Source organism: Psychroserpens sp. (assembly GCF_036960315.1).
In the GTDB taxonomy this organism is placed as follows: domain Bacteria; phylum Bacteroidota; class Bacteroidia; order Flavobacteriales; family Flavobacteriaceae; genus Psychroserpens.
The window spans coordinates 147,200-169,919 of record NZ_JBALVR010000006.1 but is presented as its reverse complement, the minus strand read 5'-3'; the positions used below and the strand labels follow the sequence as shown (position 1 = coordinate 169,919).

Genomic DNA, 22,720 nt, shown 5'->3' with positions numbered 1-22,720 from the left:
ATGTTTGATTTAATAATTTGGTTATTACTTCTTATGTCTTACTAATAAATCCATTAAAGTTATTGAAGCATCTTCCATATCGTTTACAATACTATCAATTTTAGCAATGATATAGTTGTAAAAGATTTGAAGAATAATCGCCACGATAAGACCAAATACAGTTGTTAATAAGGCAATTTTAATACCACCTGCTACTAATGAAGGATTCATATCACCTGCAGCTTGAATTTTATCAAAAGCATCAATCATTCCTAGTACTGTTCCCATGAAACCAAGCATTGGTGCTAATGCGATAAATAACGAAATCCAAGACACATTCTTTTCTAATTGTCCCATTTGAACACCACCATAAGCCACAACAGCTTTTTCAGCAGCATCTAAATCATCGTCTGCTCTATCTAATCCTTGATAAAAAATAGAGGCAACAGGTCCTTTTGTATTTCTACAAACTTCTTTTGCTGCTTCAATTCCACCAGAGTTAAGTGCGTCCTCAACATTTTGAGTCAACTTCTTAGTGTTTGTAGTTGCAAGATTTAGATAGATAATTCTTTCAATAGCAATCGCTAATCCAAGAATTAAACATAGTAATACAATTCCCATAAAAAATGGACCACCTTCAATAAAACGCTCTTTTACTTGTTGGGTGAAAGATTTGTCTTCAGTGGCAGTAGCTACTGCTTCTGATTCTTGAAATGATGTGGTAACTGCTGTAGTTGCCGTTTCTACTGTATAAGCATTTGTACTTGCGTTAACAGTACCGAAAGCCATTATACATACTATGGCTAAGATAGAAAATAGTCTTTTCATCGTTCTTGTTCTTAATTTTATTAGTTAAAGTGTTAAAGATATAAAAAAAATGTAATTATTAAATAAAAATCCTAATTGAGTCGCAAGGTTTAACAGTTGTTAGACACAATTAGTGATTTTTATAATGACGAATTTAAATAAAATGTTTTGGATTTCTTCGTCGAATGAAAAAAATCTTATTACTATTTATATAAATCTATATATAGATGAGTAGAATGATTTTTCTTTGGAAATTTTAAAGCTCTGAAAATCAGCATAACATTTATAATAATGCAGGTCAATCGCTCTTCTCTGTAAGATTTAATTAATTAACCATACATTTCCGTCCGTCCTATAAAACTATGTTCGTAATACACGGCATTAGCAAACTAGTGTTTGCTTATTAAAAAACATGGGCAGATTTGTCGAAGCTTGCTTCAGCAAATCTGCCCATGTTTTTTAATGTATTCGCAGAGAGGAAGGGATTCGAACCCTCGATACCGTGAAGTATACACGCTTTCCAAGCGTGCGCCTTAAGCCACTCGGCCACCTCTCTAATTTTTAGTTTGCAAATATACAGAATTAAGTCAATTCTCCTCGCAAGGATGTTTCAAAAATTGTCTTGAAGGTTTTAAACGACACTTGCTCGCCTAACATAAACATAAGTTTCGCCAATGCAGCTTCTGTAGTCATATCTTTACCAGAAATAACACCAATTGATTTTAATTGAGTACTCGTTTCATATTGTCCCATAAGCACGCTACCTCCCGAGCATTGGGTAACGTTAATAATTGGGACACCTCGTTTTATGGTTTGCTTTAGCATCTCTATAAACCAATCTTCTGTAGTAGAATTTCCTGCACCATAAGTTTCTAAGACAATACCTTTTACATGTGCTATATTAAACAGTGGTTCTAAAACCAATCTAGATATTCCTGGAAACAACTTGATAAGTAATATATCGTTTTCGAATGCTTTATGAACAATCAATTTTTTTCTCAAATTAGGCTTATATAGATCATCATACTCCACTTTTAAATGTACTCCAGATTCTGCTAAATGCGGATAATTTAAAGACTCAAATGCTTCAAAATGCTCAGCATTAATCTTAGTCGTCCGATTTCCGCGGTATAATTTATATTCAAAATACAATCCTACTTCTTTAATTACTGGCTTGCCTCCTTTTTGTAAAGACGCCATTTGGATTGATGTAATTAAATTTTCTTTGGCATCTGTTCTCAAATCACCAATTGGCAATTGCGACCCTGTAAATATAATAGGCTTAGCCAAATTCTCAAACATAAAGCTTAAGGCCGAAGCAGAATAGCTCATTGTATCGCTTCCGTGAAGTATCACAAATCCGTCAAAAGCATCATAATTAGTCTCAATAATTTCAGCTATTTGAATCCAATATTTAGGATTCATATTACTGGAGTCTATTGGATCATCAAAAGAAATCGTTTCAATATTACAGTCCAATAACTTAAGTTCTGGAATATTTTTCAACAAGTTTTTAAAATCAAACGCTTTAAGCGCTCCAGACTCAGGGTGCTTTATCATCCCTATAGTTCCTCCTGTATAAACTAATAATATGTTGGGTTGTGTTGCAGACATGTTTATATTCCGAATATCTCCTTGGAGTTTTGAGTGGTAATTTCGGCAATTTTTTCTTCGGAAACATCATATATCTCAGCTAATTTTTCCAAAACCCTGATGATATAAGCACTTTCATTACGCTTTCCTCTATAAGGTTTTGGTGCCAAATAAGGTGAATCGGTTTCTAATACAATATGTTTTAAATCAATGTCTTTCAAAAACTGATCTATTTTTCCGTTTTTAAATGTGGCTACGCCTCCAATTCCTAATTTCATGTTATAAGATATGGCTTGATGTGCTTGTTCTATCGTTCCGGTGAAACAATGAAAAATTCCGAAGAGCTTTTCATCATTTACTTCATCTAATACCTCAAAAATTTCATCAAATGCCTCTCTACAATGTATCACAATTGGCAAATCATATTGTTTTGCTAAATTGATTTGATGTTTAAAGGCTTCTTTCTGAATTTCTAAGGTTGACGTATCCCAATACAAATCAATCCCGATTTCTCCCACGGCATAAAAGTGACGCTTTGCCAATAGAGCCTCAACATGTTGCAGCTCTTCTTTGTAATTTTCTTTAACCGAAGTTGGGTGCAAACCCATCATCAAAAATACATACTCGGGAAAATCTGCTTCTAGTTTCAGCATTGCGTCTGTATAACTAGAATCTATTGCTGGAATAAAAAAGCGAGACACCTTTTGAGAAATGGCACGCTCAATCATGGCGCTTCTATCTTCATCAAAAGCTTCACTATATAAATGTGTATGTGTATCTGTAATTATCATAGTGCAAAAATAATCGAATTATAGAATTATATTTACTGAAAATGAATGTTATGGAAACTTTACAGGAATACTTATTAAATAAAGGCTATATAAAAGTGAAATTAAAGTTGACTAAGACGAACCATTTCGAGATAAAAGCCACTATAAATGGTGTCAAAGGGCTTTTTATTTTAGACACAGGTGCATCGAGTTCTTGTGTCGGTTTTGAAGCCGTCGAAACCTTTAAACTCACGGCTCAAGATTCTAAAATAAAAGCAGCTGGTGCTGGCGCCATAAATATGCTGACACAAGTTTCTAAAAAAAATACACTAAAAATTGGCAAATGGAAAAAAGATAAAGTCGCCTTGATTTTATTTAATCTAACACATGTCAATACGGCCTTAACAACTCACAATGCTCAACCCGTAGATGGTATTATTGGCGCAGATATTCTTAAAAAATCAAAAGCCATAATAGATTATGAAATGAAATACTTGTATTTAAAATTGTAAGAAATATCTATAGATTGATAAAATCGCTTTATCTTTATAACTAAACCCCTCAGACAAATAGCCCAATGTCTACGTCAATTATTATAGCAGACGATCATCCTCTAATTCTTAAAGGTCTCAATGACTTTCTCTTAGAGAAGAATTTTAATGTCATTGCAAGTGCGAAAAACGGAAAAGAAGCGTTCACACTCATTCATGCCCACGAACCGGATATTGCTATTTTAGATATTCAAATGCCAATACTTACTGGTTTACAGGTTGCAGAAAAATGTAAAGCTGAAGGTTTAAACACAAAAATTATCATTATCACTTTTGAAAAGAGCGAAGAGATTTATAACAAAGCGAAATCCTTAGGTATTTATGGATACATTCTAAAAGAGTTTGCTATTGCCGAAATAGAGCATTGTATTGCTTCAGTGCTTCAAGAAAAAACTTACTTCAGTCCAGAACTCATTGAGTATTTAGAAATAAAAGAAACGCCTGAAGCATTAAAAACTTTAACCGATACCGAAATGAAGGTATTTAAACTTATTGCACAAAATAAAACGGCAAAAGAGATTGGTCATGACTTATTTATCTCAGATCGTACTGTCGAAAAGCATAAAAGTCATATACGCATAAAGCTCAGGTTGGAATCAAAGGCAAATAGTATCGTTTTATATGCAAAAAAACATGAACGGTTTCTGTCAGAATATACCTAGAACTGCATATTGACTCTATTGGTTTTAATACTGATCTTTGTTTCAGCTATTAAAAACAGGTAAATATACCTATTGACTTGACTTGTTTAAATTAAGATATTTACACATCTATTAATTTCTAAGGGAGAATTTAATTTATTTAAAACTCGGGTTCTATATAGGCCCGAGTTTTTTTCATTTAATTCTAAATACAGGTAGATATACGTATTGTTTGGTATGGATTTAATCCCGAACTTTGCAATGCTATTAATCAATTTCCTTTTTTTAAAGGATTAAAGCTCTAAATCAAAATTGATTTAGAGCTTTTTTGTTTCTACACATCAAAACTTTAACGTTTTAAAACTGAAATATACGTAGAACTACGTATTGTTTGGTATGTATTTAATCCCGAACTTTGCAATGCTATTAATCAATTTCCTTTTTTTTTAAAGGATTAAAGCTCTAAGTCAAAATTGATTTAGAGCTTTTTTGTTTCTACACATCAAAACTTTAACGTTCTAAAACCGAAATATACGTAGAACTACGTATTGTTTGGTGTTAATAAAAAGCCGAATTTTACACCAGAGTTATTAAGATTAGAGGGATTTTTTTAGAGTAACTCTATTAATTATTAGGGAATATAAGGCTCTGAGCCTCTTAACACAAGCTCAGAGTTTTATTAAATAGAAAACAAAGTATTTAAAAACATATTAAAATGGAAACGACGAAACACAAACAAAGCCTCATAAACAAACTGTTTATTGTAGGCTTAATCTTTAGTGCCATTTTAATCATATCAATTAATATTCTTGTCAATTTTTATTAGTTATTAGTTAGTTATTTTTTATTAGGAAGAAAAGCGCAATTCAAATTTTGAATTGCGCTTTTTTTTAGTATACAAAATGTTGAGTAGATTACATCTCTAATGCTCTCTTCACATCATTATTCATTAATAATTCTGTTGGGTTTTCTAAAGCCTCTTTTACAGCTACCAAAAAGCCTACACTTTCTTTTCCATCAATTATTCTATGATCATAAGATAATGCCACAAACATAATTGGTCTAATTTCCACATGACCATTAATAGCAACTGGACGCTCAACAATATTGTGCATGCCTAGAATTCCACTTTGTGGTGGATTGATAATTGGAGTTGACAGCATACTTCCAAAGACACCGCCATTAGAAATGGTAAATGTTCCTCCAGTCATTTCATCAACTGTAATTTGACCATCACGAGCACGTATAGCTAAACGCTTCACTTCAGATTCAACACCTCTAAAACTTAAATTTTCGGCATTTCTAATGACAGGCACCATTAATCCTTTAGGACCTGATACTGCAATCGATATATCTACAAAATCATAGCTTAACATTTCCTTTCCGTCAATCATTGAGTTAACTGTAGGATACATTTTTAGTGCACGAACAACTGCTAAGGTAAAGAAACTCATAAACCCAAGGCCTACACCATGTTTGGCTTTAAAGTCTTCTTTATATTGTTTACGTAATTCAAAAATAGGCGACATATCAACTTCGTTAAATGTTGTTAACATCGCTGTTGTATTCTTAGCTTCTACCAAACGCTCAGCTACTTTACGACGTAACATTGACATTTTACTATGTGACGATCCACGATTTCCACCTGTAGGCGTTCCCATAGATGGTATTGCATTCACAGCATCATCTTTAGTAATACGCCCATCTTTTCCTGATCCAGAAACAGATGATGTTTGTATTCCTTTTTCATCTAATATTTTCTTAGCTGCAGGACTAGCTGTTCCTGTAGCATACGTTTTGTTTTCTGCTGCTGGTTTAGGCGCGTCGGTTTTAGGTGCTTCTTCTTTTTTCTCTTCTTTTGCTGGTGCAGTATCTCCGCCTTGAGGTTTTGCTGCACTTGTATCAATCAAACACACAACTGCTCCTACAGCAACAGCATCACCTTCTTCAGCCTTAAACGTAATTGTTCCACTAGCTTCAGCAGGTAATTCTAATGTCGCTTTATCACTATCAACTTCTGCAATAGCTTGGTCTTTTTCAACATAATCTCCATCTGCAACTAACCATTCTGCAATTTCTACTTCTGTGATAGATTCTCCTGGTGAAGGAACTTTCATTTCTAAAATCATCGTTCTGCAATTTTATTTTTAAGCGTTTATATTTTTTATAAAATCTTCCTTAATGGGAAGGTAATCTTCGTAATTCTAGCGCTGGTTATTTTTTGTTTTATCAAACACATAATCGATTACACCTTGATGACGTTTTTTAGAACGCACACTACTTCCTGCTGCAGGTGCTCCATAAGGTCTTCGTGTTGCTGCTCTAAACGTTTTTGCTTCATCTAAATGCATTAACATATGACTATAAGCTCCCATATTTCTTGGTTCTTCTTGAGCCCAAACAATATCGTCGGCATTTTTATATTTAGCAATCGCTTCTTTAATCTGTTTTTCAGGCAATGGGAACAACTGCTCAACTCTAACTAATGCAACATCATCTCTTTTTAGTTCTGTACGTTGCTCTAATAAATCGTAATAGAATTTACCTGTAACGAATACTACTGTTTTTACATCATCAGCTTCAACAACAGCATCATCAATAGTCATTTGAAAACTTCCGTTAGCAAATTCGTCTACAGTAGACACTACCAGTGGATGACGCAATAAACTCTTAGGTGTAAATATAATTAAAGGCTTTCTAAACTCTGCTTTCATTTGTTTACGAAGCAAGTGATACATGTTTGCAGGTGTTGTACAGTCCATCACATACATATTATCTTTTGCACATAATTGTAAGTAACGTTCCATACGAGCAGACGAATGCTCTGCGCCTTGACCTTCATAACCATGAGGTAATAACATTACTAATCCGTTTTGCAATTTCCATTTATCTTCAGCTGCGGAAATGTACTGGTCTAACATAATTTGAGCACCATTCCCGAAATCTCCAAACTGCGCTTCCCAAATCACTAATGTTTTTGGACTAGCCATGGCGTAACCATAATCAAAACCAACGACACCATATTCTGAAAGCAATGAATTATAGATGTAGAAATTTCCTTGGTTCTCACTAATTTGATTCAGTAATAAAATTTCTTCTTCACTATCTTCTACTTTCACAACAGCATGTCTGTGAGAAAATGTACCACGCTCTACATCTTGACCAGAAAAACGAACATCGAAACCTTCTTCTAATAAGGTACCATAAGCCAAATGCTCAGCCATTGACCAATCTAGTTTGTCTTCATCAAACATCTTTTGACGTGACTGCACCAAACGTTCTATTTTTCGGATGAATTTTTTATCCTCAGGTAAGTTTGAAATCACTTTTGCGATTTTAGCCAAACCATCTTTAGGATACGTCGTATCAATTGGTTGAAGCATTTTATCTTCAATTGCTGTTTGAAAATCCACCCATTCATTTTCCATAAATGGTGTAATAACAGTCTTATCTGTTTTTCTAGAATCTTCAAGATTCGCTTCGAGCTTATCCTTGTATTGTTTTTCTAATTGCGCTACATAACCGCCATCGATAACACCTTCTGCTAATAATTTTTCAGCATAGATATCTCTTGGGTTTTTATGTTTTGAAATCGCTTTATATAATTTTGGTTGAGTGAAACGAGGCTCGTCGCCTTCATTATGACCATATTTTCTGTAACCTAATAAATCAATAAACACATCCCGTTTAAATTTCATTCTAAAATGAAGCGCAAACAACATCGCGTGCACTACAGCTTCAGCATCATCTGAATTAACGTGTAATACTGGAGATAACGTGACTTTTCCAACATCTGTACAATACGTACTCGAACGACCATCGAGATAATTGGTTGTAAATCCTATTTGATTATTGACAACAATATGAATGGTTCCATTCGTCTTATAACCATCCAGTTGTGCCATCTGAACCAATTCATAAACCAAGCCTTGACCAGAAATGGCCGCATCACCATGCACTATAATAGGTAAGACCTGAGAAGGATCGTCACTGTATTTATCGTCTTGCTTTGCTCTTACTATGCCTTCCACAACTGCACCAACAGTTTCAAGATGTGAAGGGTTTGGAGCAATATTTAAATTGATTTCTTTTCCATGGTCACTTATTCGATTACTGGTCCAACCTAAGTGATATTTTACATCACCATCAAACACTTTTTCTTCATAATCTTTTCCATCAAATTCACTAAAGATATCTTCGGCGGATTTTCCGAAGATATTCGTCAAGGTACTTAAACGACCACGATGTGCCATACCCATAACGAATTCCTTCACCCCATGAACAGATGCATTTTCTATAAGTGTATCTAAAGCGGGAATCAAAGACTCATTCCCTTCTAATGAAAATCGCTTTTGGCCAACATATTTGGTATGCAAAAAGCTTTCAAAAGACACTGCTTCATTTAATTTTTTAAGAATGTGTCGCTTTTGCTCAGCAGAAAACTGTGGCTGATTATCATTAACATTAAGTTTATTTTGAATCCATTGAATCTCTAGTGGGTTCCTAATGTACATATACTCTACACCGATAGAATCACAATAGATAATTTCTAAATGTCTAATGATTTCTCTTAAAGTTTGTTTGCCAACTCCTAAGGTTTCACCTGCATTGAATTCTGTATCTAAATCAGTTTGAGATAAACCAAAGGTTTCAACCTCTAAAGTTGGTCTATATTTTCTTCTGTCACGGACGGGATTTGTTTTGGTAAATAAATGGCCACGAATTCTATAGCCATCAATCAATTTTACAACCTGAAATTCTTTTTGTACGTGCTCAGGAATTTGCGTAGAAACACCTTCTACAATATCTCCCTCCATTCCATAGCTTTCGCTACCAAAATCGTAACCTTGAAAAAAGGCTCTCCAACTTGGTTCTACAGAATCGGGGTTTTTTTGGTATTGTTCGTATAAATCAGCAAAGTGTGCTGTATGTGCTGCGTTTAAAAAGGAATATTTATCCATTATTTGGTGTAAGTCGTTTTCGCTTCAACAAAATTTAAACAAAAATACAACATTTACTAAAAACAGGTGTGTTTTTGATATATTTATGAATGTAATTTAACGCAAACTTTGGATTATGAAATGTTCTCAGCTTTTTAAAGTAAAAACCATGGTTTTTATTACTCTTTTTATGGGTTTTTCAATCGCCTCATTTTCTCAAATTCGTGATGATAGTGACAACGTTAACACTTTTTGGAAAAACGTACGCTTAGGAGGAGGTATTGGTTTAAGTTTTGGAGACGGGTTTTTTAGTGGCACCTTAGCACCAAGTGCCATTTATCAATTTAATCCGGATTTTGCCTTAGGCTTAGGTCTCAACGGCTCCTATAACAGCCTAAAAAATAGTTACAACTCTACCATATTAGGGGCAAGTGCAATTAGTTTGTATAGCCCAATTCCAGAACTTCAGGTCTCTGTAGAATTTGAGGAATTAAATGTCAATCAGGAATTTGAAAATACTGTTTATGAAGATCGTAATTATTGGGTACCAGCGCTTTTTGTCGGATTAGGTTATCGGACAAACAACATCACATTTGGAATGCGTTATGATTTACTTTTTGATAGAGATAAAAGTGTTTATGCAGATCCTTGGGTGCCTTTTGTGAGGGTATTTTTCTAGAGTATCTAACTTTTATAATGGCTTTTAAACCACACTTTTTGCCATTCGCGTTGTAGTACTAAAAAGGTAACCTGTTCAGATAATTGTAAAGTATCACTCCCATCTAATTGCTTAATTTTTTCTTCGGAAACATCAACTATATAAAGTAAATTCAGATATTCAGAAAACTTCTCTTGAATGAGTTTATAAATCACTTCATGAAGCAGGTATTTGAGATTTGATGGTAATATGTCTTCTTCAAAATCAAGATCAATATTGGCTAGAAGAAAGTCTTTATTAATTTGTTTGATAAGCTTTGGGTAGAGCTCTAAATTTTCAGCTTCGGCTATTAAATCTGTAAAAGTAGTTGGTAATTTAGACACTTCTATTCATTAAATTGTTTCCAAATGCTCTAAGTGCTTCTTTATTCTCTTCAGAAATCTTTATAGATTCTAATACTGAAAACGCTTTTTGAGTATAGTTTTCTATTTCGGTTTTAGTCGCTTCGGCAGAACCGCTTGAGGCAAATAATTGTTTTACAGTTTCTATTTTATCTGAAGCATCCGTTGGATTTACACCATATAAATGTTCTAATTGACGTCTATCTGTTGCATCTGAAAATTCAAGTGCTTTAAGATAAAGGTAGGTTTTTTTGTTTTCGATAATATCTCCCCCAACCTGCTTCCCAAAGGTTTCAGGATCACCAAATACATCCAAATAATCATCTTGCAACTGAAATGCAATACCTAAATTTTTTCCGAAGTTGTAAATAGAGCTTTGACAGTCTTCAGAGGCATTAGCAACAATGGCTCCCATTTTCATAGCTGCACCAACCAAAACTGCAGTTTTGTATTCTATCATTTTTAAATACTCTGGAATTGTCACATCATCTCGCGTCTCAAAATCAACATCATACTGTTGACCTTCACACACCTCCAAAGCCGTTTTACTAAATAACTTTGCCAAATCCTGAAACTGTTTTGGTTCATAATTCTCAAACAATTGGTAAGCCATAATAAGCATGGCGTCTCCAGAAAGTATCCCTGTATTCACATCCCATTTTTCATGAACAGTTGTTTTACCTCTTCGCAAAGGCGCGTCATCCATAATATCGTCATGAACCAAAGAAAAATTATGAAACACCTCAACACTTAAAGCAGCATCTAGTGCTCTTTTGTAATCACCACCAAAGATTTCAGCAGTCATAAGCGTTAAAATTGGTCTTAAGCGCTTACCACCAAGTTCTAATATATAATGAATAGGGTCATAAAGTGTGTTTGGTTCTTTTGGCTCTATGTAAGCTTCTAGATATTTTACAAACGTGTCTTGATAAGATGGGATATGTTGCATTGCACAAAAATAATGCAAATCACTAAACCTGCAACTAGACTTTAACGTAATGTTAAAAAATCATTAAAACTTTGGAAACTATTATTGTTTTTAAAGTTTCCTGTTGTACATTTGCCCTCACGTTATGAGAGAAAAAATTATACATAAATCGGCCGAATTGTTTTTAAACCTAGGTTTTAAAAGCGTAACCATGGACGATATTGCCAATGAAATGGGGATTTCAAAGAAAACGATTTATGTCCATTTTAAAAACAAAACCAAATTAGTCGAAGCTGTTACATTTAACTTATTCGACACCATTTGCGATGGCATAGATGATATTTATGACAATACCACAAACCCAATTGAAGAGCTATACGCTATCAAAATGTTTGTAATGCATCATCTAAAAAACGAAAAATCTTCACCTCAATATCAGTTAAAGAAATATTATCCTCAAATATATAGTGTCTTAAAAATTAAGCAGTTTGAAAAAATGCACCAATCGGTTAAAGAGAGTCTTCAACAAGGTGTTGATACTGGCGTTTTTAGAAATTCAATAGATGTAGATTTTATTTCGAGAATGTACTTTACTGGTATGACAGGTATTAAAGACAATATGTTTTTCCCTCCAGAACGCTATCAAATGGATTACCTCATGGAAAGCTATTTGGAATATCATTTACGTGCTATTGTATCTGAGAAAGGTATGACAATACTTAACAATTTTATAAAAAATCAATCATAAATAGAATGAAACAAATTTCATTAATTCTGATACTCTTATGTTTTAGTTTTGGATTTTCCCAAGACACACCAATAAGTTTCAGCTTACAAGAAGCCATAGACTATGCACTAGAAAATAACAGGCAAGCTAAAAACGCAGGACGCGATATCGATGCTGCGGAACAACAAAAACGAGAAACAACAGCAATAGGTTTACCTCAAATTAATGCAAACATAGATTATCAAAACTTTTTAAAGCAACAAGTATCACTACTTCCTGCTTCAGCTTTTGATCCAATCGGAGGCATAAGACAACTAGAAGATTATTATGATTTAGATGCGTTACAAACTCAAGACTTGCCGTCAGCTCCTGAAGGTTTCATCCCTGTAACATTTGGCACTAAGCAAACTATAAATGCCAACGTTACTTTAAGTCAATTAATTTTTGACGGCTCATATCTCGTTGGATTACAATCTGCAAAGGTGTTTTTAGACATTTCCAAAAACGCCAAAACTAAAACTGATTTGGAGGTTAGAAAAGTTGTTATAAATGCTTACGGAAATGTATTACTTGCTCAAGAAAGTGTAAGTATTTTAGAAAGCAACATTACTGTTCTAGAAAAAAATCTTTACGAAACCCAAAAAATATATGAAAATGGATTAGCTGAAGAGGAAAATGTAGAGCAATTACAAATCACATTATCTGGTGTTAAAAGTAACCTCAACAATACCAATAGATTAAAAACATTAGCGGTTCAAATGTTGAATATAACTCTAGGCGTAGATATATACAATACAACACAATTAACAGATGATTTAGAAACACTGACTGCTGAGCAAATATCAATTGAATTATTAAGTGCCGATGAAAGTATTGAAAACACAATTGACTATGTCATAGCAGAAAATGACAAAACATCAAAAGAGCTATTAGTAAAACTTGAAAAAAGTAAAGCCCTCCCAAGTCTTAATGGCTTTTTAACAGGTGGTTACAATGGAAATAGTGACTCATTCACATTTGCTCAAAGTAACCAACAATGGTTTGGTTCTGCTTTAGTAGGTGTAAATCTTACTATTCCAATTTTTAGTTCTGGCAAACGGAGTGCCGCAACACAACGCGCCAAAATAAATCTTGAAAAGGCTGAAACAGATTTAATTGAAACAGAACAAATAATTAGACTTCAAATGGCCACTGCTAAAAGTGATTACCAATTTGCTGTTGAAGACTACGATAACAAAAAGAACAATCTCTCACTTGCAGAGCGAATTGAAAAAAAAAATCAAACTAAATTTTTTGAAGGTATCAGTTCTAGTTTCGAACTCAGACAAGCACAAACCCAATTGTATTCAGCGCAACAAGAATTGCTTCAAGCAATGCTAGATGTGGTCAACTCGAAAGCTGAATTAGAAACAGTATTAAACTCACCAATCAACAATTAAACATATTATCAAATGAAACATATTATATACATATCATTAATCGCTCTTGTCTTATTTTCCTGCGGAAATAATAAAATTCAAAGTGTAGAAGATATCATTGCGTCTAATGACCTAGAACAAATTCGTCAAAAGAAAACCGACCTTGATACTGAACAACAAGCGTTGGTAGAACAGTTGAAACAACTGAGTTCTAAAATTAAAGAATTAGACCCTCAAGAGAAAATTCCTTTAATCACAACCTTTACAGCAAAAGAAAGTGTATTCACACACTATGTAGAATTACAAGGAAATGTGGATACCAAGAAAAACTTAGTCATCTACCCAGAATACTCAGGGATTATGATCAATGTCTTTGTAATAGAAGGACAAAAAGTATCAAAAGGTCAAACGCTAGCAAAAATTGATGATGGTGGACTAAGCCAACAGGTAGCTCAACTGCAAATTCAAGCCGATTTAGCGAAAACCACATTCGAGCGTCAAAAGCGCCTTTGGGATCAAAATATTGGAAGTGAAATTCAGTTTTTACAAGCCAAGTCAACATACGAAGCACAACAAAAAGCGGTGAGTCAATTACAACAGCAAGTTGCACGAACCGTTGTAAGAGCACCTTTTTCTGGAACTATAGATGATGTGATTACTGAACAAGGAAGTGTTGTTGCTCCAGGCCAAACACAATTATTTCGAATAGTAAATCTTGATAAGATGTATATTGAAACTGATGTCCCAGAAAACTACATTACTAATGTTACTGAAGGTAAAATAGTAGAAGTAGAATTTCCAGTATTAGGCACAAGCATGCAAGCTAAAGTACGTCAGGCAGGAAGTTTCATTAATCCTGCAAATAGAACATTCAAAGTTGAAGTCACTATTCCAAATAAGGATAAAAACATAAAGCCTAACCTAACGGCTAAACTGAAAATTAACGACTATACAAATGAAAAAGCGATTTTAATTCCGTTAAGTATCATTTCAGAAAATGCTAAAGGTGAACAATACGTATATGCAATTACTGATAAGTCTAATAATAAAGCTATAGCAAAACGTTCAATTATTACTACGGGGAAAACACAAGGTGATTATATAGAGGTCTTATCTGGTTTATCAAATAATGATGAGATTATACAAGAAGGTGCACGAAGTGTAAAAGACGGTCAAGACGTTAAGATTCTTGATCTTGAAATCAATGAATCTACTAAAGCTTAAAGACCAATGACCACAAAAGATAAAAAGAAGAAAAAAGTAGATAAAGAATTCATACTGTCATCGTGGGCAATTAACAACAAAACTACGATGTATGTTTTGATTACTCTTATTTTGATTTTGGGTGCAAGTGCTTACTTTAGTATGCCTCGTGAGAGCTTCCCAGAGATCAAGGAAACTAAAATTTATATCAGTTCGGTATATCCTGGAAACACCGCTGAGGATATCGAAAAGCTCATCACAGACCCAATTGAAGACAAGTTGAAAACGGTGAGTAATGTGGTTGAGATCACCTCAACATCACAGGAAGATTATTCCATTGTCATTGTTGAGTTTGATGAGAATATTTCTGTAGACGCCGCAAAGCAAAAAGTTAAAGACGAAGTAGACTCAGAAACAGCTAGTGAAGATTGGCCAATATTTAATGGTGCCAAAGTAGAACCGAATATATTCGACCTAAGTATGTCTGAAGAGATTCCAATTCTTAACATTAATATCTCTGGAGATTATCCTGTAGATAAGCTAAAAGAATATGGCGAATATCTTGAAGATGAAATTGAAAGTTTATTAGAAATTAAACAGGTAGACATAAGAGGTGCTCAAGAAAAGGAAGTTGAAGTTGCTGTAGACATTTATAAAATGATGGCTGCAAAAGTGAGCTTTAATGACATTATTCAAACCATTACCAATGAAAACATGACCATGTCTGCAGGGAACCTGATTTCTAGTGGACAACGTCGTACAATTAGAATTATTGGTGAAATTGAAGACCCTAAAGAGTTGGAAAATTTTGTTGTAAAAAACGAACGCGATAACCCTATTTACCTCAAAGATATTGCCAAAGTCACCTTTAAAGATGAAGACAAAACCACCTATGCAAGAGAATTTGGTCATCCAGTAGTCATGTTGGATGTTAAAAAACGTTCTGGTGAAAACATGGTGGATGCAGCTGAAAAAATTCGAGCTATGGTTGCAACGGCTCTGGTGGATGTGTTTCCTGCAGACTTAAAAGTCACTATTGCCAACGATCAATCTGAGAAAACTATTGGTCAAGTCGACGATTTAGTAAACAATATCATCTTCGGAATCATATTAGTAGTCACCGTTTTAATGTTCTTCTTAGGATTTAAAAACGCGTTATTTGTTGGTTTTGCAATTCCAATGTCGATGTTCATGTCATTGATGATTCTAAATCTTATGGGCTATACCATGAATACCATGATTCTCTTCGGGTTAATTATGGGACTAGGAATGCTCGTTGATAATGGTATTGTTGTGGTTGAAAACGTCTATCGCTTGATGGAAAAAGAAGGCATGAGTCGTATTGAAGCCGCTAAAAAAGGTATTGGAGAAATTGCATTTCCAATTATTATCTCAACATTAACTACAGTTGCTGCCTTTGTACCATTAGGACTTTGGCCAGGCGTTATGGGTCAGTTTATGATCTATTTCCCAATAACACTTTCAGTCGTTTTAGGATCGTCTTTATTTGTTGCCATTTTCTTTAATTCTGTATTAGTCTCTCAATTCATGACCATTGAAGATAAAGAAATGCCAATGAAGCAAATGATTAAAATTTCGGTGATACTAGTAGTTATAGGATTATTGATTTTAGTATTTGGAGGCGCTTATAAAGGTTTAGGTAGCGTAATGGTATTTACAGCTATTTTACTTTGGGCATATCGTTTATTTCTTAGGAAATGGGCTAATAATTTTCAATCCAAATCATTACCGAAATGGGAACGTTTTTATGAAAAAATTCTACGTGGTGCTTTAGGCGGAAAACGTCCAGTTCTTATTACCATTGGAACCGTAGTTTTACTATTTATTGCCTTTGGAAGTTTTGGTGCATCTGTTGCTAGCCAGCGGACAAAAGTGGAATTCTTCCCAGACAACACACCTAATCAAATTATTGCATATATCGAATATCCTGAAGGAACAGATATCAAAAAAACCAATGCAATAACGAAAGATATTGAACAACGAGTTTACAACATCATTAATGAAGATTCGTATTTAAATGGTGGTTATAATTTCTTAACCGAAAGTGCCGTTTCTCAAGTTGGTGAAGGCGCAGGAAATCCACAAACCGATGGTGGATCTGCTGCTGAAATGCCGCATCGTGGAAAAATCACAGCAACTATGCGTGAGTATAAATTCCGTGAAGGTGCCGATAGTAATGGCCTTTTGAAAAAAGTTCAAGATGCCTTAGATGGTGTATATCCAGGTGTCGCTATTTCTGTAGAAAAAGATGCTGTTGGTCCTCCAGCTGGATATCCAATAAATATTGAGTTAGAAGGTAAAGACTATGAAGGTCTTATTGCAACTGCAGAGAAAATGCGTGACTTCATTAACACCAAAAACATTCAAGGCATTGAGGAGTTAAAGGTTGATGTAAATCGTTCAAAGCCATCAATGCAAGTTAATGTAGATCGTAAAAAAGCAGGTGAACTTGGTATTACTTCTGGTCAAGTTGGTCAGCAACTACGTAATTCTATTTTTGGAGCTAAAGCCGGAATTTATAAAGAAGATGGTGAAGATTATGACATTTATGTACGTTTTAATGAAGAGAATCGTTATAATAAAAGTGCGATTTTCAATCAGAAAATAACGTTTAGAGATATGGCTTCAGGTCAAATTAAAGAAGTTCCTGTATCTGCTATAGCAAGTCAAAGTAACACTTCTGGGTTTAGTGCTATCAAACATAAGGATGTAGAACGTGTGGTTACAGTGTATTCTGCCCTAGCTGCTGGATATACAGATGCTGGAGCGATTGTTGCCGAAATCCAGAACGAGATGACATCTTTTAACGATAAACCAGATGATGTTACAATTGATTATACTGGTCAAATTGAAGAACAGACTAAGCAAATGGAGTTTTTAATGTCTGCCTTTTTTATTGGTCTTGGATTAATTTTCTTCTTGCTAATATTTCAGTTTAATTCTGTGTCAAAACCAGCTATTATCATGTTGGCTATTTTCTTAAGCCTCATAGGTGTATTTGGCGGTTTAATTATCACAGGAAAAGCATTCGTGATTATGATGACCATGATGGGAATTATATCACTTGCTGGTATTGTAGTTAACAATGGTGTGGTACTCTTAGATTACACGCAATTACTTGTAGATAGAAAGAAATTAAAAAGAGATCTTGACGAAGACGAGTATTTAGAAAAAGAAGATTTATTAGACGCGATTGTTAAAGGAGGAAAAGCGCGTTTACGTCCAGTTTTACTTACAGCAATTACGACTATTTTGGGATTAATTCCTTTAGCTACTGGTTTAAACATCAACTTCTTTACATTATTTAGTGAATTTGATCCCAATATCTATGTTGGAGGTGACAACGTGATTTTTTGGGGACCATTAGCATGGACAGTAATCTACGGATTATTTATCGCAACCTTCCTAACGTTAATTGTTGTTCCCATTCTATTTTTCTTAGTAACACGACTTAAAATGTGGATGAAAGGTGCAAATAGATCAGAAGAAACACTTCCTCAAGAAACATTTAATATAGATAAAAGAATTGAAGGTCAATTCTAACAGAATACTTTGATGTCATATCAAAGTATGATAAACCTTTTGGGTATTAAAAAAGGTTTGATTAATAGCAGAAAAAGCCTCAACAATTGTTGAGGCTTTTTTAAATATTTAATGAAATTCCTTATTGTCCTTCGTTTTGAGGTATTGGGAATTTAGTTACAACTCCATCTCCTGGGCGATCTATTGTAATTTCAGCAATTAACCTGTTATATCTTCTTAAATCAATCCAACGATGACCTTCTGCGAAAAGAGAATAACGTCTTTCATATAACAATCGATCTTCATCTACGCCTCCTGGTGCAACATCCCCTAAACCAGCAGCACTTCTAACAACATTAATTGCCATTTCAGCATCACTAGGACTAGACATCATATTTGCTTCAGCATACAATAATATCAGTTCTTCATTTCTTATCATTCCTACGGGATCAGAACTAGATTGGTAGATATAAACATCATGCGTACCAGGTGTTAAATCAGCTATATTCAAAGGACCATCTGTTCTTAAAACTGCTTTACCTAACCTAGTGTCTCCAGCCTCAGCAGAATTAACAAAATCTGGATGAGCAATTCTAGCATTAGCCGCAGTAGAATTCAAAGCAAAAAACAATTGGTTTAAAGCATCACCTCCGCCAGCTGAAAATTGAAAATACGCTCCAGTATTCAAATCACCATTAAAATCCATAAAAGAATCTGCAAGTGCGGTTAACACTAAATTATAGTCTCCTTGATAAGCTGCTGCTCTAGCTGTTAGTGCTCTATTAAATTCTAAATAAGAAACCCCAAGTGTATTAGGAGCAACATCTCCACCACTTGCCAAATCCGTTGCCGCTGTATTCAGCAAATTTATGATTGTGGATAATGCATCATCATAACTCTCAAAAGGTCCTAAGTTTTCAGAATCCGCTACATCAGTTCTTATACCGTTGTCATCTAACATGGTTAAAATCGTTAGCAATTCATGAGCTTTAATAGTATTGGCAAACCCTCTTATTGCAGCTTTTTCTGCGTCTGTAAATGCCTCCGTTGTATTTTCCAAGCCTTGTAATAATAGATTACATTGTTTAACCACGGCATATCTCCCTGCATAAGGTGTTGTTATATAAAACGCGTTGTCATCCAACGTTCCTGTCATTAAATCTCCTGTCCATCTTGGGTCAGAACTTTGGTGTCTCCAATAGTCACGTCCAACTACCGACATTGCATCTCTTTGAGTATGAAGCCGATCTCTCATGTCTGCCAAAATACCTGATACTACTTGAGGTAATTCAGGCCTAGATAAGCCTTCAGAAATAGAGTTAGTTTGTGGACCATTTAAATTCCTTCCATCTTCAATACTACAAGAGTACACAACCAATAAGATCAAGACGAATAGTATTGCTTTTATTTTATTTAAAGTTTTCATATTATTCTGTTTTTTTATTAAAGTCCAATTGACACATGAAACATAAATCTCTTAGAGGATGGAAATGGTGCCACTTCAATTCCGACTCCTGCAGCTGCTGAACCAAAATTTGACACTTCTGGATCATAACTATTATAATCAAATATGTTTATCAAATTTTTTCCAGATAATCCGATTTTCACGTCGGTTACATTTCCTTTGAATAGTTTTTCGATAGTTTTCGACGGTATCGCATAGTATAATCCAATCTCTCTTAGTTTCAAATATGAAGCATCCTCAACGAATGGTTCTGCATTTCCGCCTAAGAAAGCTCCAATTCTATAATCTCCATTATTTAGAGCTCCTGAAGGATCTAAATTTGTAGCATCATAATCTGCACTAGTACCTCCAAAATCAGAAAGTAATCTACTTAAATTCACATTATCGCCACCTTTTTTCCAATGCCATAGGAATGATAAAGTGAAATCCTTATACCTGAAATCATTAACAAATGTCATTTGGAAATCTGGTTCTGCATCACCTAAAACAACTACATTACCATTTGAATCATTACCTACAATTTGTGTAGCGCTTTTACCTTCTTCAATTCTAAATGTTCCTAATCCAGTACCAAATCCTTGAGTATCAAAAGAATTTACAGTAAGCTCCGTGATTTCTGATTTATTTCTGAACCAGCTAATACTTGTATTCCATGAAAAGTCTTCCGTATCAAATACCTTAGCGTTTAAGCCTATTTCATGTCCTGTATTCTCTAAAGATCCTGCATTTGCCCATCTAAAACTAAACCCAGAAGAAGGCTCATTATCGGCTTGAAGAATTAAATCTTCTACTTTTTTATTATAATACGAATACTCTAAAGTAATTCTGTTATTAAACAAACCCGCATCTAGACCAACTTCAAATTCTTTTTGTCGTTCTGGTTGTATTGAAGGATCACCCAAAGTGGTTGGTGTAATAATCCCAACGTTACCACCTATTATTGAATTAGTATAGGTTGTAAACAATGCTCCATTAGGAGCAAAATTTCCGGCTTCACCATACGCAGCTCTAAGTTTAAATTGATTTACATTATCGAAAGACCAGAATCCAAAATTCTGAAGGTTAAATGCAACCGAAGCTTTTGGATAATAGAAGAATTCGTTAGCATCACCATTGTTAGACGATTTGTCTCCTCTTAACCCAAGCGTTGCAATAATCTTATCTTGATAATTAACCTCTTCTTGTACAAAGAATCCCATATCTTCTTGTTCCAATCTAAATTGATCTACTCCAACATTAGCAGCTTGATCTACGTTTGTTTCAGAAGCAATCAATCCTCTTGAAGTTACTCGAACTGTATTCTGTGAGAATTGTTCATTCGTAACACCCGCTTGAGTAGTAAAATCAACATTATCGTTCATGTTAAACTTATGAACTAAAAATGCTGAAAAATTGTTATCCGTATTAAGTGTTGTTCCATCAGAAGATAAACCATCCACACCACCAACAGCTGGATTCATGAATTGTAAATCTCTTGGGAAAAACACTGTGGTCTTAAGCGTATAAGTATCAATACCAGCTCTCAAGATCATTTTTAATTTATGCTTATCGTTTGTGAATAGATTAACATCCAAAGAACCTCCAGCGATCAAACGACTTGTAAATTCATTATTGGTCATCACATCTCGTGTATGAATTTGGTTTGAAGAGTTTGCAGGATGATCAGGATAATTTCCGTTGGAATCAGGAAATAAGTCATCCCATGGTCTTGTAAATAATAATGACACTCCTATAGTAGTATTTGTATTATCATTATTAAAAAACCCTCTATCAGAACTAGATCTAATATAATTACTCGTAACAGAGAATTTAATATTATCATTTATTTTATGATCTACATTTAATCTAAATGATTTTTTTTCTGCACCAGTTCTTTTAACAATCCCATCTTCTTCATTATTAGTGAAAGACCCGAAAAATGAAGTTTTTTCATTCCCCCCAGATAGGCTAATATTTGTATTAGAAATAAATCCTTTTTCACCATAAATTTCATCTTCATAATTCCTTAAAGTTCCGGCGTTTTGAGCTGCTGTATATAAATCACCTTCGCCATATACACTTTCAGCCAAATTAGCATTCCAATTTCTTTGTCCAAGTAGATTAACTGCCTCATTCCATCCAACGGCCTGAGAAAATCTAATTTTGGTTTTACCTTGTTTCCCTTTTTTTGTTGTAATAATAACAACTCCAGCAGCAGCACGAGATCCATAAATTGCAGAAGCAGATGCTCCTTTTAAAATCTCAATGGTTGCAATATCGTCTGGATTAATATCCGCAATTCTGTTTGAAGCATTATCCTGAGAATCTGTTGATGAGGCACCTCCTCCGGCAGCGTTTGAAACATCATTTAAACCACCGGCAAACACGCTATTATTATTAACATAAACACCGTCAATAATATAAAGTGGTTGACCGTTTCCATTAATAGAAGTCACCCCTCTTAATTTAACAGAAAATCCTCCACCTGGTGCGCCTGATGCAGCCGTAATTTGGGCTCCTACAAACTTACCAGCTAAAGCTCCATCTAACGTTTGGGATGGTGTGCGACCATTTAATTCTTCAGCTGACACAGATGCCACAGCATTTGCAGAGTTACTCCGTTTTACTGAAGTTGCTAAACCTGTAATAACAACTTCATCTAAAGCCATAGCGGATTCTTTTAAAGTAATATTCACTTCTCTTGCTTCAGTTAATGTTTCTTCAACAGTCTCAAAGCCTAAAGACGAAATAACAAGCGTTGCTGGAAAATTATCTACGTTTAGAGAGAAGTTTCCATCAAAATCTGTTGTTGCTCCAGTTGATGTTCCCTTTATAATGACATTAGCGCCAGGTAAAGGTTGATTTGTACTTCCATCCATTATCTTACCCGTAACATTCTGACTAAAAGTCAGTAACGGGATTAAAATAAATGAAAACAGAAGCAACTTTAATGATAAAGTGTCGTTCATAATGTTTGTTTTTTGAATTAATATTGTTAAATATCATAATAAAAACTTAAATAACTTGATTATTCTTAATAAAAAAGTAATTAAAATGAAGAAACAATAAAAATTGTATTAATTCATTATGGTTTCTTTATTTTAAAAAAAAAGCCTC

The 22,720-nt window shown here is 34.3% G+C and carries 16 protein-coding genes and 1 tRNA gene; 7 read left to right on the top strand and 10 right to left on the bottom strand.

Going from position 1 to position 22,720, the window contains the following annotated elements; genetic code table 11:
* Positions 1 to 24: 24 nt before the first annotated feature.
* The 4 genes from V7719_RS11845 to V7719_RS11830 form a co-directional block, all read right to left on the bottom strand.
* Positions 25 to 807, bottom strand: a complete 783-nt coding sequence (locus V7719_RS11845; protein WP_335730121.1) for a MotA/TolQ/ExbB proton channel family protein — start codon at positions 805 to 807, stop codon at positions 25 to 27.
* Between the two features lie 450 nt (positions 808 to 1,257).
* Positions 1,258 to 1,342 (bottom strand) — tRNA-Ser (locus V7719_RS11840).
* A gap of 26 nt (positions 1,343 to 1,368) precedes the next feature.
* Complete coding sequence (locus V7719_RS11835) at positions 1,369 to 2,400, bottom strand: asparaginase (protein ID WP_335730120.1); 1,032 nt, start codon at positions 2,398 to 2,400, stop codon at positions 1,369 to 1,371.
* Between the two features lie 2 nt (positions 2,401 to 2,402).
* Complete coding sequence (locus tag V7719_RS11830) at positions 2,403 to 3,170, bottom strand: TatD family hydrolase (RefSeq protein ID WP_335730119.1); 768 nt, start codon at positions 3,168 to 3,170, stop codon at positions 2,403 to 2,405.
* 50 nt (positions 3,171 to 3,220) lie between these two features.
* Between V7719_RS11830 and V7719_RS11825 the strand changes: the two genes are divergently transcribed.
* On the top strand, positions 3,221 to 3,661 hold the full coding sequence (locus V7719_RS11825; RefSeq protein WP_335730118.1) for a retropepsin-like aspartic protease: 441 nt from the start codon (positions 3,221 to 3,223) through the stop codon (positions 3,659 to 3,661).
* Between the two features lie 65 nt (positions 3,662 to 3,726).
* Positions 3,727 to 4,362 carry a response regulator transcription factor gene (locus V7719_RS11820; protein ID WP_335730117.1) on the top strand — a complete coding sequence of 212 codons (636 nt, stop codon included), beginning with the start codon at positions 3,727 to 3,729 and terminating at the stop codon, positions 4,360 to 4,362.
* A gap of 893 nt (positions 4,363 to 5,255) precedes the next feature.
* Here the strand turns inward: V7719_RS11820 and odhB are convergent.
* Together odhB and V7719_RS11810 are read right to left on the bottom strand one after the other, a co-directional pair.
* Positions 5,256 to 6,470, bottom strand: a complete 1,215-nt coding sequence (gene odhB, locus V7719_RS11815) for a 2-oxoglutarate dehydrogenase complex dihydrolipoyllysine-residue succinyltransferase (RefSeq protein ID WP_335730116.1) — start codon at positions 6,468 to 6,470, stop codon at positions 5,256 to 5,258.
* A gap of 75 nt (positions 6,471 to 6,545) precedes the next feature.
* Positions 6,546 to 9,302, bottom strand: a complete 2,757-nt coding sequence (locus V7719_RS11810; RefSeq protein ID WP_335730115.1) for a 2-oxoglutarate dehydrogenase E1 component — start codon at positions 9,300 to 9,302, stop codon at positions 6,546 to 6,548.
* A 115-nt stretch (positions 9,303 to 9,417) separates the two neighbouring features.
* Between V7719_RS11810 and V7719_RS11805 the strand changes: the two genes are divergently transcribed.
* On the top strand, positions 9,418 to 9,960 hold the full coding sequence (locus tag V7719_RS11805; RefSeq protein ID WP_335730114.1) for an alpha-ketoglutarate decarboxylase: 543 nt from the start codon (positions 9,418 to 9,420) through the stop codon (positions 9,958 to 9,960).
* A gap of 5 nt (positions 9,961 to 9,965) precedes the next feature.
* On the opposite strand, the gene V7719_RS11800 is transcribed toward V7719_RS11805, so the two are convergent.
* Together V7719_RS11800 and V7719_RS11795 are read right to left on the bottom strand one after the other, a co-directional pair.
* Positions 9,966 to 10,322 carry a hypothetical protein gene (locus V7719_RS11800; protein WP_335730113.1) on the bottom strand — a complete coding sequence of 119 codons (357 nt, stop codon included), beginning with the start codon at positions 10,320 to 10,322 and terminating at the stop codon, positions 9,966 to 9,968.
* On the bottom strand, positions 10,315 to 11,289 hold the full coding sequence (locus V7719_RS11795; protein ID WP_335730112.1) for a polyprenyl synthetase family protein: 975 nt from the start codon (positions 11,287 to 11,289) through the stop codon (positions 10,315 to 10,317). The genes V7719_RS11800 and V7719_RS11795 overlap by 8 nt, the downstream gene beginning before the upstream one ends.
* 124 nt (positions 11,290 to 11,413) lie before the next feature.
* On the opposite strand from V7719_RS11795, the gene V7719_RS11790 reads away from it, so the two are divergent.
* Genes V7719_RS11790 through V7719_RS11775 form a run of 4 tightly spaced genes read left to right on the top strand, consistent with a single transcriptional unit; the run spans position 11,414 to position 18,180 of the window.
* A complete protein-coding gene (locus V7719_RS11790; RefSeq protein ID WP_335730111.1) occupies positions 11,414 to 12,016 on the top strand; it encodes a TetR/AcrR family transcriptional regulator in 603 nt (200 codons plus the stop codon).
* A gap of 5 nt (positions 12,017 to 12,021) precedes the next feature.
* The gene (locus V7719_RS11785) at positions 12,022 to 13,434 is read left to right on the top strand and encodes a TolC family protein (protein ID WP_335730110.1); all 1,413 of its coding nucleotides are present in this window, start codon (positions 12,022 to 12,024) and stop codon (positions 13,432 to 13,434) included.
* 12 nt (positions 13,435 to 13,446) lie between these two features.
* On the top strand, positions 13,447 to 14,637 hold the full coding sequence (locus V7719_RS11780; protein WP_335730109.1) for an efflux RND transporter periplasmic adaptor subunit: 1,191 nt from the start codon (positions 13,447 to 13,449) through the stop codon (positions 14,635 to 14,637).
* Positions 14,638 to 14,643: 6 nt separating this feature from the next.
* Positions 14,644 to 18,180, top strand: coding sequence for an efflux RND transporter permease subunit (locus V7719_RS11775; RefSeq protein WP_335730108.1), 3,537 nt, complete (start codon positions 14,644 to 14,646; stop codon positions 18,178 to 18,180).
* A 121-nt stretch (positions 18,181 to 18,301) separates the two neighbouring features.
* Here the strand turns inward: V7719_RS11775 and V7719_RS11770 are convergent, their stop codons facing one another.
* Positions 18,302 to 19,585 (bottom strand): RagB/SusD family nutrient uptake outer membrane protein, encoded by a 1,284-nt coding sequence (locus V7719_RS11770; RefSeq protein WP_335730107.1) that lies wholly within the window; start codon positions 19,583 to 19,585, stop codon positions 18,302 to 18,304.
* 17 nt (positions 19,586 to 19,602) lie between these two features.
* Positions 19,603 to 22,572, bottom strand: a complete 2,970-nt coding sequence (locus tag V7719_RS11765; RefSeq protein ID WP_335730106.1) for a SusC/RagA family TonB-linked outer membrane protein — start codon at positions 22,570 to 22,572, stop codon at positions 19,603 to 19,605.
* Between the last annotated feature and the right edge of the window lie 148 nt (positions 22,573 to 22,720).

Coding starts and splice junctions, on each gene's coding strand:
- V7719_RS11845 (WP_335730121.1), bottom strand. CDS start 807: ATGAAAAGACTATTTTCTATCTTAGCCATAGTATGTATAATGGCTTTC.
- V7719_RS11835 (WP_335730120.1), bottom strand. CDS start 2,400: ATGTCTGCAACACAACCCAACATATTATTAGTTTATACAGGAGGAACT.
- V7719_RS11830 (WP_335730119.1), bottom strand. CDS start 3,170: ATGATAATTACAGATACACATACACATTTATATAGTGAAGCTTTTGAT.
- V7719_RS11825 (WP_335730118.1), top strand. CDS start 3,221: ATGGAAACTTTACAGGAATACTTATTAAATAAAGGCTATATAAAAGTG.
- V7719_RS11820 (WP_335730117.1), top strand. CDS start 3,727: ATGTCTACGTCAATTATTATAGCAGACGATCATCCTCTAATTCTTAAA.
- odhB (WP_335730116.1), bottom strand. CDS start 6,470: ATGATTTTAGAAATGAAAGTTCCTTCACCAGGAGAATCTATCACAGAA.
- V7719_RS11810 (WP_335730115.1), bottom strand. CDS start 9,302: ATGGATAAATATTCCTTTTTAAACGCAGCACATACAGCACACTTTGCT.
- V7719_RS11805 (WP_335730114.1), top strand. CDS start 9,418: ATGAAATGTTCTCAGCTTTTTAAAGTAAAAACCATGGTTTTTATTACT.
- V7719_RS11795 (WP_335730112.1), bottom strand. CDS start 11,289: ATGCAACATATCCCATCTTATCAAGACACGTTTGTAAAATATCTAGAA.
- V7719_RS11790 (WP_335730111.1), top strand. CDS start 11,414: ATGAGAGAAAAAATTATACATAAATCGGCCGAATTGTTTTTAAACCTA.
- V7719_RS11785 (WP_335730110.1), top strand. CDS start 12,022: ATGAAACAAATTTCATTAATTCTGATACTCTTATGTTTTAGTTTTGGA.
- V7719_RS11780 (WP_335730109.1), top strand. CDS start 13,447: ATGAAACATATTATATACATATCATTAATCGCTCTTGTCTTATTTTCC.
- V7719_RS11775 (WP_335730108.1), top strand. CDS start 14,644: ATGACCACAAAAGATAAAAAGAAGAAAAAAGTAGATAAAGAATTCATA.
- V7719_RS11770 (WP_335730107.1), bottom strand. CDS start 19,585: ATGAAAACTTTAAATAAAATAAAAGCAATACTATTCGTCTTGATCTTA.
- V7719_RS11765 (WP_335730106.1), bottom strand. CDS start 22,572: ATGAACGACACTTTATCATTAAAGTTGCTTCTGTTTTCATTTATTTTA.